Origin of the sequence: Nonomuraea sp. NPDC049625 (genome assembly GCF_040675285.1) — a bacterium.
In the GTDB taxonomy this organism is placed as follows: domain Bacteria; phylum Actinomycetota; class Actinomycetes; order Streptosporangiales; family Streptosporangiaceae; genus Nonomuraea; species Nonomuraea angiospora_A.
Genome location: NZ_JBFAOQ010000001.1, coordinates 1,261,795 through 1,276,632 on the forward strand (window position 1 = coordinate 1,261,795; position 14,838 = coordinate 1,276,632).

Annotated in this window: 14 protein-coding genes; 10 read left to right on the forward strand and 4 right to left on the reverse strand. The window is 70.8% G+C overall.

Annotated features, from left to right (window positions below; translation table 11 throughout):
• Positions 1–69 precede the first annotated feature (69 nt).
• Positions 70–342 (forward strand): MoaD/ThiS family protein, encoded by a 273-nt coding sequence (locus tag AB0J87_RS06120; RefSeq protein ID WP_185071430.1) that lies wholly within the window; start codon positions 70–72, stop codon positions 340–342.
• A gap of 1 nt (position 343) precedes the next feature.
• On the forward strand, positions 344–1,291 hold the full coding sequence (locus AB0J87_RS06125) for a cysteine synthase (RefSeq protein ID WP_350730110.1): 948 nt from the start codon (positions 344–346) through the stop codon (positions 1,289–1,291).
• Between the two features lie 58 nt (positions 1,292–1,349).
• Here the strand turns inward: AB0J87_RS06125 and AB0J87_RS06130 are convergent, their stop codons facing one another.
• Together AB0J87_RS06130 and AB0J87_RS06135 are read right to left on the reverse strand one after the other, a co-directional pair.
• Entirely contained in the window at positions 1,350–3,176 is a 1,827-nt protein-coding gene (locus tag AB0J87_RS06130; RefSeq protein ID WP_363962829.1) for a hypothetical protein, read from the reverse strand.
• 178 nt (positions 3,177–3,354) lie between these two features.
• Positions 3,355–3,681 (reverse strand): hypothetical protein, encoded by a 327-nt coding sequence (locus tag AB0J87_RS06135; RefSeq protein WP_350730114.1) that lies wholly within the window; start codon positions 3,679–3,681, stop codon positions 3,355–3,357.
• A 110-nt stretch (positions 3,682–3,791) separates the two neighbouring features.
• On the opposite strand from AB0J87_RS06135, the gene AB0J87_RS06140 reads away from it, so the two are divergent.
• From AB0J87_RS06140 to AB0J87_RS06150, 3 genes are all read left to right on the forward strand, one after another.
• Positions 3,792–4,583, forward strand: a complete 792-nt coding sequence (locus AB0J87_RS06140) for a thioesterase family protein (protein WP_363962830.1) — start codon at positions 3,792–3,794, stop codon at positions 4,581–4,583.
• A gap of 104 nt (positions 4,584–4,687) precedes the next feature.
• On the forward strand, positions 4,688–5,599 hold the full coding sequence (gene murI, locus AB0J87_RS06145) for a glutamate racemase (protein WP_363962831.1): 912 nt from the start codon (positions 4,688–4,690) through the stop codon (positions 5,597–5,599).
• A complete protein-coding gene (locus AB0J87_RS06150; RefSeq protein WP_363962832.1) occupies positions 5,596–6,348 on the forward strand; it encodes an MBL fold metallo-hydrolase in 753 nt (250 codons plus the stop codon). The genes murI and AB0J87_RS06150 overlap by 4 nt, the downstream gene beginning before the upstream one ends.
• Here the strand turns inward: AB0J87_RS06150 and AB0J87_RS06155 are convergent.
• Positions 6,333–7,586: an MFS transporter gene (locus AB0J87_RS06155; protein WP_363962833.1), complete on the reverse strand. Its 1,254-nt coding sequence runs from the start codon at positions 7,584–7,586 to the stop codon at positions 6,333–6,335. The genes AB0J87_RS06150 and AB0J87_RS06155 overlap by 16 nt on opposite strands.
• 53 nt (positions 7,587–7,639) lie before the next feature.
• On the opposite strand from AB0J87_RS06155, the gene rph reads away from it, so the two are divergent.
• The 5 genes from rph (at position 7,640) to AB0J87_RS06180 (ending at position 12,186) form a co-directional block, all read left to right on the forward strand.
• Positions 7,640–8,359, forward strand: a complete 720-nt coding sequence (rph, locus tag AB0J87_RS06160) for a ribonuclease PH (RefSeq protein ID WP_363963111.1) — start codon at positions 7,640–7,642, stop codon at positions 8,357–8,359.
• Positions 8,356–8,946, forward strand: a complete 591-nt coding sequence (gene rdgB, locus AB0J87_RS06165; protein ID WP_363962834.1) for an RdgB/HAM1 family non-canonical purine NTP pyrophosphatase — start codon at positions 8,356–8,358, stop codon at positions 8,944–8,946. The genes rph and rdgB overlap by 4 nt, the downstream gene beginning before the upstream one ends.
• A 46-nt stretch (positions 8,947–8,992) precedes the next feature.
• On the forward strand, positions 8,993–10,813 hold the full coding sequence (locus AB0J87_RS06170; RefSeq protein WP_363962835.1) for a molybdopterin-dependent oxidoreductase: 1,821 nt from the start codon (positions 8,993–8,995) through the stop codon (positions 10,811–10,813).
• Positions 10,814–11,269: 456 nt separating this feature from the next.
• A complete protein-coding gene (locus AB0J87_RS06175) occupies positions 11,270–11,920 on the forward strand; it encodes a toxin glutamine deamidase domain-containing protein (protein ID WP_363962836.1) in 651 nt (216 codons plus the stop codon).
• On the forward strand, positions 11,917–12,186 hold the full coding sequence (locus tag AB0J87_RS06180) for a hypothetical protein (RefSeq protein ID WP_363962837.1): 270 nt from the start codon (positions 11,917–11,919) through the stop codon (positions 12,184–12,186). The genes AB0J87_RS06175 and AB0J87_RS06180 overlap by 4 nt, the downstream gene beginning before the upstream one ends.
• A 160-nt stretch (positions 12,187–12,346) precedes the next feature.
• On the opposite strand, the gene AB0J87_RS06185 is transcribed toward AB0J87_RS06180, so the two are convergent.
• A complete protein-coding gene (locus AB0J87_RS06185; protein WP_363962838.1) occupies positions 12,347–14,836 on the reverse strand; it encodes an FtsX-like permease family protein in 2,490 nt (829 codons plus the stop codon).
• Positions 14,837–14,838: the final 2 nt, after the last annotated feature.

Sequence of the window (14,838 nt, forward strand, 5' to 3'; positions counted from 1 at the left end):
GGAATCCGCATGTAGCCATCGGTGTTGCTGCCGATGGGACGACGACCTGATCTGAGGAGACTGAGCGCGATGGCCATCGAGGTTCGCATTCCGACCATCCTGCGTAATTACACCGGCGGCGCCAAGGCCGTCGACGCCGAGGGCGCCACCCTCGAAGAGCTGATCAGCAATCTGGAGTCGCGCCACCCCGGCATCAAGGAGCGCCTGGTCGACGCGGGCAGCCTGCGCCGCTTCGTCAACGTCTACCTGAACGACGAGGACGTGCGCTTCCTGGGCGGCCTGGGCACGCCGCTGTCCGACGGCGACACGGTGACCGTGCTGCCTGCCGTCGCCGGCGGGTGACATGCGGTTCGACTCGCTGATCGACTCGGTCGGCCGCACGCCCCTCGTGGGGCTGCCGAGGTTGTCGCCCTCCGCCGACGTGCGGATCTGGGCCAAGCTCGAAGACCGCAACCCGACCGGGTCGATCAAGGACAGGCCCGCCCTGTGGATGATCCAGGAGGCCGAGAAGGACGGCCGGCTCACGCCCGGCTGCACGATCCTCGAGCCCACCAGCGGTAACACGGGCATCTCGCTCGCCATGTCGGCCAAGCTCAAGGGCTACAAGCTGATCTGCGTGATGCCCGAGAACACCTCGGAGGAGCGCCGTCAGCTCCTGCGCATGTGGGGCGCGGAGATCATCTCCTCGCCCGCGGCGGGCGGCTCCAACGAGGCCGTGCGCGTGGCCAAGGAGCTGGCGGCCCAGAATCCCTCCTGGGTGATGCTCTACCAGTACGGAAACCCGGCCAACTGGCGCTCGCACTACGAGACCACCGGCCCGGAGATCCTCGAGGACCTGCCCACCGTCACCCACTTCGTGGCCGGGCTCGGCACGACGGGCACGCTGATGGGCGTCGGGCGGTTCCTGCGCGAGCGGGTGCCCGGCGTGCAGATCGTCGCCGCCGAGCCGCGCTACGGCGAGCTGGTCTACGGGCTGCGCAACGTGGACGAGGGCTTCATCCCCGAGCTCTACGACGAGTCCGTGCTGACCACCCGCTTCTCCGTCGGCTCGGCCGACGCGCTGCGGCGCACGCGCGAGCTGCTGGCCTCCGAGGGCATCTTCGCCGGCGTCTCGACCGGCGCGGCGCTGCACGCGGCGCTGGGCGTGGCCAAGAAGGCGGTCAAGGCGGGCGAGCGCGCCGACGTCGCGTTCGTGGTGGCCGACGGCGGCTGGAAATACCTGTCCACGGGCGCCTACGAGGGCACCCTGGAGGAGGCGGAAGAGCGCCTCGAAGGCCAGCTCTGGGCCTGATACAGCATGAAACAGGCGGCCGGTCCACGAGGGACCGGCCGCCTGTTCGGTTTTCGGCTCAGTTGAACAGGACCCGCAGCGAGAACGTCGCCTCGGTGTCGGTCTGCGTGCCGCTCATTCCGACGGCCCGCAGCACCTGGAGGTTGGCCTTGTCGTCGCCCTGCATGGACTTGAGGTAGAGGCTCTCCACCTTGTCCAGGTCCACGAAGACCGCATAGTTGGCGTCGTCCGCGTTGGGGATCGCCGTCTGGAACGTCTCCGAGTCGCCCAGCGTGCCCTCACCGGCCAGCTGCTTGGCGTACTCGTCCGACGTCGCCACGGTGAAGACGCCGTCGCCGGCGACCTTGGCGATCTGCGGCGCGCCCTGACCCTGGGAGGTCAGCGCCTGCTGGACCTTGTCGACGATGGCCTGCGCCTTGGCCGGGTCGGTGACGATGCGCACGCCGCCCTTGATCTGGTCGCCGCCCAGGCCCTGGCTGTCCACGGCGAGCGTGAAGTTCTTGCCGAAGATCGTGGCCAGGTCGCCGGGCAGCTGGATCCCGAGCTGGCTCTGCGCCTGCTCCAGCATCTGCTTGACCTCGGCGCCGCCGCTCGCCGCGGCCTGCTTCTGGATCTGGTCCCACTGCTTGGTGACCATCTGGTCGAGGCCGGAGATCGACACCGCACCCGCCGTGGTGGCGGGCAGCGTGCCCAGGTTGGCCTTGGGCAGGTCACCCTCGGGGGTCATGCCCTTGGCGCCGCGCACGAGGCCGGCGAGCTCGACGTACGCGCTGTCGAAGCGCAGCGCGCCGGCGAACCTGGCGTCCTTGACCTGGTCCACGAGGGCGGCCTGCTCGGCCGGGACCTCCTTCTTGGCCACCTCCATGAGCCCGCCCATGTCGGCCCAGAACGACAGCACGCCCTGCTCGCCGACCGCGCCCATGTCGTCGTTGAACTCGGCGTTGTCGGCCAGGCTGCCCTCGGACTTCGCGAACTTGTCGGCCAGCGCCTGGGTCGAGCTCAGCAGCGCGTAGTCGTCACGGAAGGCGAGGCCGTACTTCTCGCCCTTCATCAGCTTGGCGATGCCGGCCTTGGCCTGCGCCTCGTCCTTGATCTGGACGGCCACCGCGAAGTCGGGCTCCTCCTTGCCCGACGGCACGGCGGCGAAGCCGACCCTGCTGCCCAGCCAGGGGTCGACGTCCTTGGCGAAGTCGACCTTGGAGTCGGAGTCGGAGTTGATCGTGTCGAAGAGCGCCTTGCGCGGGTCCTCGCCGGTGAAGGAGTCCTTGGTGACCGTGAACTTCCTGGCGATCTGGAACAGCGCCAGCTTCTGGTTCGCGGCCGGGTCCAGGTCGAGCCGGGCGTAGGCGATCGAGTTGGCGGGCAGGACCTCGTTCGGCTGCGTACCGCCGCCGCCGATGGCGCCCATGGCCCACACGGTGCCGCCGCCGAGCAGGATCACCGCGAGCGCGGCGGCCGCGGCGATGATCCAGGTCTTGCGGCCCTTCTTGGCCGGTTGCGCCGGGCCGAACCCCTCGGGCCCCTGCTGCTGCCAGCCGCCCTGGGCGTACTGGTCGTTCTGCCAACCTTGCTGCTGCTGTTCCTGCTGCCAGCCCTGGCCCTGCTGTTGCCAGCCCTGCTGCTCCTGCTGCCAACCCTGCTGCGGTTGCTGCTGTTGCCAGCCGCCCTGGGCCTGCTGGCCCTGCTGCTGGCCCTGCTGCCAGTTCTGCTGCTGGCCGTACGAGCCCTGCTGGCCGTAGCCGGCGTCGTAGGTCGGCTGCTGCTGCCCGTACCCCTGCTGGGGGTTGTACGGCTGCTGCTGCTGTCCGTAGGACGCCTGCTGGCCGTAGCCCCCCTGCTGGTAGGGCTGCTGCGGCGGGTACGGCTGTCCCGATGACTGAGGCATCGTCGGGGGGTTCTCCGGCTGCTGCCCCTGGTTCCAGTTGTACGCCGTGGTCCGGTCAGGATCTTGGCCGTAGGGGGGATTATTCGCAGACATCACTCAACTCACAATGTGGACTTTTGACCACAGAGAAGTTAGCTGATGTTGCTAGACGGGCGCTTGCAATGTGCTGAAGTGAGATTCAGACCCTGCTGAGTTCCTTTCTGAGCGCATTGATGTGGACCTCGCCACTTCCGTAGTCGATCACGCACGACCACGGCACGAATGTGCAGCCCACATAGACCAGGCGGGACAGCGAGCGGGAGAGCCAGGACGCGCGGCCCTGGTTCTCCCGGGTGAGGCCGAGCAGCAGCGGCGCGCGGCGGCTGGAGACGATGAGCCCGTAGACGGTGTGGCTCTTCTGGAGCTCGCCCCTGTGCTTGATCACGCGGATGTCGACCACGTGGCCGACCCATATCCCGTCGGAGTCCCAAACGGACTGGCCGAGGAGTTCGGTGACACTTGCCATGATCGAACTTTCTCAACCGAATCATGTTTTCGCAGGTAGGCACGCTGATAGGGGGATGCCATAGACTATGCGGGCGCTAGAACATAATTCCGGAGTTGAGGCGGGCGCGGATGACCAAGTTCGACGAGGCGACTCAGGCGATCAGGATCGACGAGGGCACCTACGACGTGTGCCTCGACCCCGGATACGCCATCGGCGGCCCCCTCAACGGCGGCTACCTCATGGCCGTGATCCTGCGCGCGGCGGTGGACGCCTCGCCGTTCGAGCATCCGGTGAGCACGACGGCGCAGTTCCTGAAGGCGCCGGTCGCCGGGCCCGCGCAGATCAGGATCGAGCCGCTCAAGGCGGGCAGGACGGCCGCGTTCGCCAGGGCCACGCTCGTGCAGGACGACGTGGCGCACATCGAGGGGCTGATCACGACGGCCACGTTGCACGAGGTCGAGCCGATTTATGCCGAAAAATCGGCGTATGACATGCCCGGCATCGAGGACTGCGCCAGGCTCCCCGACCCCAAGCCCGAGTCGGGCATGAACCTGAACGCCCGCATGGAGCTGCTCTTCGACCCGCCCACGATCGGCTGGCTGAAGGGCGAGCCCTCCGGCAGGCCGGAGTCGCGGGCGTACTTCAGGATGGCCGAGCCGCAGGACCCGGACCCGTACGTGCTGGCGCTGGCCGTGGACGCGCTGCCGCCGGTGGTGTTCTCGGCGGGCGCGCGGGGCTGGGCGCCGACCGTGGACCTCACCTGGCACCTGCGGGCGCTGCCCGCCCCCGGCTGGCTCACGCTGCTCGGCAGCGGCCGGCTGGTCTCGGACGGCTGGTTCGACGAGGAGGTCGAGGTACGCGACTCCACGGGCCGCCTCGTGGCCCAGTCGCGCCAACTCGCCCGGGTCGGACGCGGCTGACCGGCCCGGATGTGACCAAGACAACACCCCCCGCACGCCGCCGTGTCGTACCTGTGAGCATTCTTACGCAGAGTTGATCGTGCAGGTCGCCTACCCTCTAGAGCGTGCCGGACGCGAGTATTGGGATCTTCGACAGCGGGGTCGGCGGCCTGACGGTCGCGCGCGCGATCATCGACCAGTTGCCCTATGAGTCCATTACGTACGTGGCCGACACGGCCCGTCAGCCGTACGGGCCGAAACGCATCGCCGAGGTCCGCGCCTACGCCCTGGAGGTGATGGACCACCTCGTCGACCACGGCGTGAAGATGCTCGTGATCGCCTGCAACAGCGCCAGCGCCGCGGTGCTGCGCGACGCCCGCGAGCGTTACGACGTGCCGGTCGTCGAGGTGATCCAGCCCGCCACCAGGCGAGCGGTGCGCGCCACCCGCACGGGCAGGGTCGGCGTGATCGCCACCAGGGCCACCATCGAGTCCATGGCCTACCACGACGCCTTCACCGCGGCGCCCGACGTGCAGCTCACCGGCGTGGCCGCCCCACGCCTGGTGGAGTACGTCGAGCGCGGGGAGACGATGAGCGACGAGCTCATCGAGGTCCTGGGCGAGTACCTGGAGCCCATCAAGGCCGCCGGGTGCGACACCCTCATCCTCGGCTGCACCCACTACCCGCTGCTCACCGGCGCCATCTCCTATGTCGTCGGCGACGGTGTCACGCTGGTCTCCAGCGCCGAGGAGACGGCCAAGGACGTCTACCGGATCCTGCATGACCGCGATCTGGCGGCAGGAGGCGAGGCCACCCCCCGGCACCGCTTCCGCGCCACCGGCGACTCCCTGCTCTTCGCCCGGCTCGGGCGACGGTTCCTGGGGCCGGAGATCGATGTGGTCGAAGTCGCACCAGTGGGGGGTACTACCTCTAACGGCCACTCGGCCGCGCCGGTGTCGGGACTGACGAGCGACGACACCGGATTCCGGCGGCCGGGTAGCGACGCGGAGCGTCGCATCGGGAAGGAGCCCACATGAAGGTGACCATCGTCGGGTGTTCGGGCAGCTTCCCCGGGCCCGACAGCCCCGCGTCCTGCTACCTCATCGAGGCGGACGGGTTCAAGCTGCTGCTCGACCTCGGCAACGGGTCGCTCGGCGCGCTCCAACGCCACATCAGCGTGTACGACGTGGACGCGATCTGCCTGTCGCACCTGCATGCCGACCACTGTCTCGACCTGTGCTCCTACCACGTGGTCCGCACGTACGGGCCCGGCGCGCCGTACCCCACCCTGCCCGTCTACGCGCCGGCCGACGCGCCCTCCCGGCTGTCGGCCGCGTACGGGATGCCGGACGAGCCGGGCCTGGAGACCGCGTTCGACTTCGTGCCGCTGGCGCCGGGCTCGTTCGAGATCGGGCCGTTCACGCTGACCGCCGGGCTGGTCAACCACCCGGTCGAGGCGTACGGCTTCCGCGTGACCGGCGGCGGCCGGTGCGTGGCCTACTCCGGCGACACCGGCGAGTCGAGCGAGCTGGTGAAGCTGGCCACGGGCGCCGACCTGCTGCTGTGCGAGGCGTCGTTCGTGGAGGGCCCGGACCTGCCCGCCGACCTGCACCTGACCGGCCGCCAGGCCGCCCGGCACGCGGCCGAGGCCGGCGTCGGACGGCTCGTGCTCACCCACCTCGTCCCGTGGAACGACCAGGCCACCGTGCTCGAGGAGGCGATGGGAGGCGGTTTCGACGGCCCGATCGAGCTGGCCCGCAGCGGCGCGGTCTACGACCTGGCCTGAGCCTGGGTGAAGTCGCGCATGCGGGGCAACGGGGAGAACAGCAGCGGCACGAAGGTCAGCAGCCGGGCCCCCATGATCACCCACAGGGCCTCGCGCACCCCGATCTGCTGGGCCAAGAGCCCGCCGAACAGCGCTCCCAGCGGCATGATGCCCCAGGTCATGAACCTCACCGACGCGTTGACCCGGCCGAGCAGATGCTCGGGGGTCACGGTCTGGCGGTAGGTGACCTGGCCCACGTTCAACAATGTCGCGCTCCAAGTGAGCGCGATCGAAGTGATCGCGAAGCACACCACCCGCCAGTCGGCCTGCGTCATCGGCAGCAGCAGGCCGAAGGGCGAGCCCAGGATGACCGCCAGCCAGGTCATCCTGGCGGTGCCGTACCGCCTGGACAGCCAGGAGCCGGTGAAGCCGCCGATCAGGCCGCCGATGCCGCCCGACATGAGCAGCAGGCCGATGGTGCTGGGGGGCAGCTTGACCACCTGGGCCAGGAACAGCACCGACAGGCCGAGCACGGCGCTGGTGCACAGGTTTCCGGCCACCGTCGAGGTGGCTAACATGCGCAGCAGCCGGTCGCGCCACAGGAACGACAGGCCCTCGCGGATGCCGCGCAGCAGCGGGGTGCGCTCGGTGACGGCGGGCGGCTTGTCGGGGGCCTTGATCGTGCCCAGGAAGACCACCGAGGCGAGCGCGCCGAGCGCGGTGGCGAACAGCGTGCGCGGCGCCCCCAGCAGCTGCACCAGCGCGCCCCCCACGGCCGGCCCGGACAGGAACGAGCCCGACCGCACGATCTCCAGCTTGGAGTTGCCGTCGGTGAGCTGCCCGGTGCCGACCAGCTCCGGCAGGTACGTCTGGTCCGCCACGTCGTTGAAGACCTGGGCCACGCCGGCCAGCAGCGCGATGGCGAACATCAGGCCGATCGTCAGCAGCCCCAGCTCCGCGGCCAGCGGGATGCTGGCGAGCAGCAGGAACCTGGCCAGGTCGGAGGCCAGCATCACGCGCCGCCGGCGCATCCGGTCGACCCACACCCCCGCGGGCAGGCCGATCAGCAGGAAGGCCGTCGTCTGCAGTGCTGACAGGACGCCGATCTCCACCGGACCGGCGTTCAGCGCGAGCACGGCCGCCAGTGGAAGCGCAACACGGGAGATATTCGCGCCTAGTTCACTGGCAACGTGCGAACTGAGGAACCGCAGGAAGTCAGGGTTACGCAACACCCCCGTTGTCATTGCGTAAGGATCCATGTGGCGGACACATTTGGTCAAGAGTGTGGTGGCGCGGAGATAGGGTGATCTGCATGTCCCGACAGGATGGCCGCAACCCTGACCAGCTTCGTCCCATAACCATCACCAGGCAGTGGCTCGCTCACGCCGAGGGATCGGTGCTGGTCGAATTCGGCAACACGCGGGTGCTGTGCGCGGCCTCGGTCCAGGACAGCGTGCCCCGGTGGCGAAGGGGCAGCGGCCAGGGGTGGGTTACGGCCGAATATGCCATGCTGCCCCGGGCGACCAATACTCGCAACGATCGCGAATCGGTCCGCGGCAAAATCGGCGGCCGGACCCACGAGATTTCCCGGCTGATCGGGCGTTCCCTCCGCGCTTGCGTCGATTACAAGGCGTTGGGGGAAAACTCCATTCTGCTCGACTGTGACGTGCTGGACGCCGACGGCGGCACCAGGACCGCCGCGATCACCGGTGCCTACGTCGCGCTCGCCGACGCGATCGCCTGGATGCGCGAGCGCCGGATGTGCCCGGGCGAGCCGCTGATCGGCTCGGTCGCGGCCGTGTCCGTCGGGGTGGTCGGCTCGGTGCCGCTGCTCGACCTCTGCTACACCGAGGACGTGGCCGCCGAGACCGACATGAACGTCGTGATGACCGGCGAGGGCAGCTTCGTCGAGGTGCAGGGCACCGCCGAGGGCGCCCCCTTCGACCGCGCGGCGCTCAACCAGCTCCTCGACCTGGCGACGACCGGCTGCGAGGAGCTCACGCTGATCCAGCAGGAAGCCCTGGGCTCATGAAGATCGTGCTGGCCACCCGCAACGCGGGCAAGATCGCGGAGCTGCGCCGGATCCTGTCCGGGTTCGACATCGTCGGGCTCGAGGAGTTCCCCTCGATCGGCGACGTCGCCGAGACCGGCGTCACGTTCGAGGAAAACGCGCTGCTCAAGGCGCACGCCGTGGCTCAGGGGTCGGGGCTGCCCGCGGTGGCCGACGACTCGGGGCTCTGCGTCGACGTGCTGGGCGGCATGCCGGGCGTCTTCTCCGCCCGCTGGTCGGGGCGGCACGGCGACGACCAGGCCAACCTGGACCTGCTGCTCGCGCAGGTCTCCGACGTGCCCGCCGACAAGCTGACCGCGCACTTCGCCTGCGCCGCCGCGCTGGCGCTGCCCTCGGGGGAGTCCCGGGTGGTGGAGGGCGCGCTCCAGGGCCATCTGATCTCCGCCCGCCGGGGGTCCAACGGGTTCGGATACGACCCGATCTTCGTGCCCGACGGCGAGGAGCGCACGACGGCCGAGCTGTCGCCGGAGGAGAAGGACGCGATCAGCCACCGGGGCCGGGCCTTCCGCGCGCTGGCGCCCGTCGTGCGCGATCTGCTCAGCTCGTAACCACCGTGTAAGAACCGCTCGGGGCCGGGCGGCGTAACGTCGGACTGTGCAGAGTAATTCGGTGGTGCCCGCCTGGGCGCGGGCCCTGATGGGGCTGGTGGCCGGGGGCGTGGCCCTCGGGATCGCGCAGCTCGTGGCCGCGTTCGCCGGGGCCAAGTCGTCGCCCGTGGTGGCGGTGGGCGACGCGACGATCGACCTGACGCCCGCTCCGGTCAAGGACTTCGCGATCAGGACGTTCGGCGAGAACGACAAGACGGTCCTCATCGCGGGCGTGCTGATCGTGGTGCTCGGCGTGATCGCGCCTCTCATCGGGACGCTGGCCGTCCGCAGGCTCGCCTACGGCTTCGCCGGGCTGGCCGTTTTCGCGGCGATCGGCCTGGCGGCGGTGCTGACCCGGCCGGAGGCCGGGATCCTGGACGTGCTGCCGACCTTGGTGGGGGTGGCGGCCGGCGCCTGGACGCTGGGATGGCTGGTACGGCGGGCAGCAGGCGAGCCCCTCACCCTTCCGACGTCCCCACCCGCCAGCGCCCCCCAGCCCCCCAGCACCGCCGCGATCGGGTCCGCCGGTGTGCCCGAAAACGCCGCTGCCACCGAGCCCGCCAATGCGACCGAGTCCACCGAGCCCACTGACGCCCCCCAGCCCACTGACGCCACCCAGCCCACCGGCGCTCCCCAGCCCACCGGTGCCACCGAGTCCGCCGGTGCCAGGGGGGACGGCAACGATGAGGCGGACGGCAGCGGTGAGGCCCGTGACGGCGTGGAGCGGCCTGCGGTCATGCTGGCCGGGGCGGACCTGTGGACGTTCGACCGGCGGCGGCTGCTGACCGGAGCCGCCGGTGGGGCTGTGGTCGCGGTCGGCGGCGCCGTGCTCGGGCAGGCGCTCGGCGGGCGGCGGGCCGTGGACGCCGCGCGGGTGAGGGTGGCGCTGCCCAGGCCCGCGACCCCCGCCAAACCCCTCCCGGCAGGCGCAGACCTCCACATCAGGGGCTTGTCTCCATTTATTACGAATAATCGGGACTTCTATAGGGTCGACACGGCGCTGGTCGTCCCCCAGGTGGATCCCAACTCCTGGACGCTGCGCATGCACGGCATGGTCGACCGGCCGGTCGAGCTCACGTACCAGGAGCTTCTCGGTATGCCGCTCACCGAGGCCGACGTCACGCTCACCTGCGTCTCCAACGAGGTCGGCGGCGAGTACGTCGGCAACGCCCGCTGGCTCGGCGTCCGCATGGCCGAGGTGCTGCGCCGGGCCGGGCTCCGGTCCGGCGCCGACATGCTCCTGTCCACCTCGGCCGACGGCTTCACCTGCGGCACCCCGGTTGACGTGGTCATGGACGGCCGCGACGCGCTGTTCGCGATCGCGATGAACGGCGAGGCCCTCCCCGTGGCCCACGGCTTCCCCGTGCGCCAGGTGGTGCCCGGTCTGTACGGGTACGTGTCGGCCACCAAGTGGGTCGTGGACATCAAGGTGACCAGGTTCGACCAGGACGAGGGGTACTGGACGCCGCGCGGCTGGGCGGCCAAGGGGCCCATCAAGACGCAGTCGCGGATCGACGTGCCCAAGTCGGGCGATTCCCTGAAGGCCGGGCGAGCCACGATCGCCGGTGTGGCCTGGGCGCAGCACACCGGGGTGGACGCCGTGGAGGTCAGGGTCGATCGGGGGCAGTGGCGGCAGGCGAGGCTGGCCGAGGTGCCGGGGCCCGACACCTGGCGGCAGTGGTCGATCGACTGGGACGCCACGGCGGGGGAGCACACGATCCAGGTACGGGCGACCGACGCCGCCGGGCGTACCCAGACCGACCAGGAGGCCCCGCCCCCGCCCGACGGCGCCACCGGCTGGCACACCATCACGGTGAAGGTGACCTGAGTCCCGCTTGTCCCTGTTTCCGCAGGTACGGCCCATGGTTCTGGCGAAGAATCTTGCCGACTTCCCCTCCCTGCCCCGGCGACCCCTCTACGATCGGTCGTCGAGCAGGACAGGGGGTAGGACGTGTTCCGCGAGCGCAAGCCGGGCGTCCGGTGGGTCCTTCCAGACGGACAGTACAACCCTGTGGTGGCGGAGGGGGTGCGGTGGCTCGACTACGAGCGCGCCGCCGAGACCGGCACCGCTCCCGCGCGCTCTTCGGGAGGCCCGGCCACCTTAGAGCCCGGAGCACCCGCCGACCCCCGAACCGGTCCCGATCCCCGATCCGACCGCGATCCTCAGCCCGACCGCGACCACCGGACCGGGGATCGTGATCCTTGGTCCGACCGCGATCGCCGGTCCGGGCACGATCGCTGGCCCGACGGTGATCAGAGGTCCGAGCGGCCTGACATATCCGATATGCCAGGTGACCTCCTTGACGCCGAGGAGGGCGACTGGTTCGACCGGACGCGCCGGCCGTCCAGGCTCGCCGACTCCAGGCCGTACGGGATGCCGGGTGGGCTCGCACAGCCGGACCCGCAGGTGGAGCAGGACCTCGCCGAGGCGCTGCGGCCCGGCGATCGCTTCCCCGACCCGCGCGGCACGTGGGTGCGGCTGATCAACGGTGGCGGGCCCGCCGACGACCCGTTCCGGGCCTCCAACGCCGCAGACTGCGCGCTGGCCGTGCTGTCCACCTGGCACGGCGAGCCCGCCACGGCCGCGCCCAGATTCCCGGAGTACGACCGGATCGGCCGGCCCCTGCTGACCGGCGAGGAGGGGAGCCTGGCCAGGATCGAGCGGTGGGTAGGGCAGCGTTTCCAGTGCGCGGGGCAGGGGCGACACGCCTATCCGATGATCGCGCGGCGGCTGCGCGACGCCGGGCACGGGGCCGCTGCCGCCATCGTGGTGCGCTGGCCCGGAGGCGGCTCCCACGCCTGGAACGCGGTGAACTACGACGGCGAGGTGATCTGGATCGACGCTCAGAGGGGGCACATGTCCGTCGAACCGGCCTATATGACGGTGACCGGGGTGTTCTGCGTGATCCTCGACCGGCAGGGATGGCCGCGATGAACCTCGACCAGGCCCGGGCACTGGCCGAGGAGTACTTCAACGGCGTGCTGGCGTCCGACGAGGCGGTGCCGGTGGGGGTGCATGGGTTCCGCGACGGATATGTGGCGTGGGTACGCGACCTCGAACCCGACGACCCGGCCACGCTGCCGGAGACGATCGGGGGCGGGTGCATCGTGATCGACCGCGCCACCGGTGAGGTGGTGGCCCGCCCGCTCCTCGACCCCGAGTCGGTCGCCGACCTCTGGCCCGGCCGCACACCACGCTGAGGAAGCCGCAACCCCGCGCACGAGAGGCCGAGGCCGCGTACGAGAGGCCGGGGCCGCGCACGAGGGGGCGGGGCGCCGCGCACGAGAGTCGGCCGTCGCACGTGAGGCTCAAGCGCCCCCGAGCGGGTGCCCCACCGGGTCGGCCGGGCGGGCCGCAGGGTCAGCCGGCGGCGAGCGAGCCGACGATCGAGGCGCGTGCCGCGCGGCGGGCCGGGAGCACGGCGGCCAGCACGCCGGCCGCCCCGGACAGCAGCACGAACAGCGCGATCTGCCCGGTGGGCACCGACAGGACGGCCCCGTCCACCATCACCCTGATCGCGGCCCAGCCGAAGACCCCGCCGAGCACCACCCCCACCAGCGCTCCGATCAGCCCGAGCACCAGCGCCTCGACGGACAGCATCCGGCGCAGCTGCGGCCGGGTCAGGCCCAGGGCGCGCAGCAGCGCCGACTCCCGGGTGCGCTCGTGGACCGACAGGGAGAGCGTGTTGGCGATGCCCAGGAGCGAGATCAGGATCGCCAGCCCCAGCAGCCCGGTGATGATCATGAGCAGCATGTCCAGCGTCTCGTCGAACTGGCCGCGTACCTCCGTCGAGCTGGACACCTGCACGGTCGGATAGGCCGCGACGGCGGCGTCCACCACCTTGCGGGCCCGCTCGGGCGCCACGCCGTCCTTGATGTTGATCAGGACGCGGGAGTCGGGCAGAGCGCCGAAGTACGTGTCGAACGCCGCCTCCGCGACCATGACCGACGGCAGCGTCGACTGGGCCCCGTCGAGCAGCGCCACCACCTTCAGCGAGACGACCCCGGCCTCCTTGGTCCTCAGCGAGACCGAGTCCCCGAGCCGCACACCCCGCTCCGTGGCCACGTTGTCGGCCACCGCCGCCTGCCCGGGGCCGAAGCCCTTCATGGAGCCGGCGGCCACGGACGGGTCGATCGCCCCGCTGAACGTGCCGACCTCGAGCCGCCGGTCCGAGAATTCGGCTTTGGTGGCGCGCACCTGCGCCACGGAGGCCAGCTCCGGCCTGCCGCGCAGCTCCGTGGCCACGGACCGGGGGATGACCGCCTCGCGCTGCTGGCCGGCCAGCATGTAGTCGATCGGGAACTGGTCGTCCAGCTTGGCCGTCAACGTCAGCCTGGTGGATGCGGTGACCACCGAGATCAGCGTCATGAGCGTCACGCCGATGGTCAGCGCGACCGTGGTGGTCGCGGCCCGCTTGGGGTTGCGGCCCGAGTTGTCCACCGCGAGCCGTCCCGGCACCCCGAAGAGCCTGCCGGGGATCCAGCCGACCAGCGTGCTCAGCGGCTTGACCATCACCGGGCCCAGGATCAGCACGGCCAGGAACGTCAGCGCGCCCCCGGCCATGACGACGAAGAGCGAGACCTGCTGGCCGGGCGTGAGCGCGAAGACGCCGACGGCCGTCGTGCCGAGCCCCGCCACCAGGAAGAGCGCGGCGAAGACACCGCGTACGAGGCTCGCGCGGAAGGTCTGCTCCTCGGCCTGGCTCCGCAGCGCCGCGATCGGCGCGACCCGGGTGGCCGACCTGGCGGGCAGCAGGGCCGCGCACATCGTGACCGCCAGGCCGACGGCCAGGCCGATCCCGATCGTGGCGGGGCTGAGGGTGACGGCCGCGTCCGTGGGCAGCGGCGCGTCGAACGAGGCCAGGACCGTCAGCGTGAGCGAGGCCAGGCCGTACCCGATGACCAGGCCGAGCGCGGAGGCGATCAGCCCCACCACCGTGGACTCCAGCACGATCGAGCCGAACACCTGCCCGCGCGTGGCCCCGATGCACCGCAGCAGCGCCATCTCCCTGGTGCGCTGCGCGACGAGGATGTTGAAGGTGTTGTAGATGACCAGCGCGGCCACCATCATCGCCACGACGCCGAACATCAGCAGGCCCAGCGTGAACATGCGGGTCTCCACCCCGGCCGCCCTGGCCAGGTCGTCGGCCAGCTCGCCGCCGGTCTTGACCACGTACGCGCCGCCGACGGCCGCCGCGACGGCCTGCTTCAGCCCGGGGGCCCGGCCCGCCACGTCGATCTCGCGGTAGCCCTCCGCGCCCGTCATCCGCTGCGCGGTGGCGGTGGTGAAGCCGACCGCGCCGGTGTAGGAGAGCTCCTGGTCCACGCCGGGGTCGAGCAGCCCGACCAGCCTGAACCGGTGCTTGCGCTGCTTGGCGTCGAGCACCGTGAGCGTGTCGCCGGGCTTGAAGCCCTGGGCCTTGGCGGTGTTCTTGTCGAGCACGGCGGCCTGGTCGTCGGTGCCGGGGCCGGTGCCCGAGACGATGTCGGTCCGGTCGAGCGGCCCCCGGACGATGGACAGGGCCGTGGTGGGGGCGTTCCCGACGGTCTTGCCGTCCTTGCCGAGCACGGGCGCGGCGGCACGGATCAGGCCCTGCGCCTCGGTGACGCCGTCCAGGGCGCGCACCTGTTCCAGGACGCGCTCCGGCAGCACCGCGTCAGGGCGCTTGGGCAGCACGGCCACGTCCACCTTGCCCGCGTCGGCCGTGACGCGCTGCGCGAACCCGGCCTGCACGGTGTCGTTCAGCACGAACGTGCCCGCGATGAACCCCACGCCCAGCGTGATCGCCAGCGAGGTGAGCAGCAGCCTGAGCCTGTGCGCGCGCAGCCCGGCCAGTGCCGTCTTCAGCACCT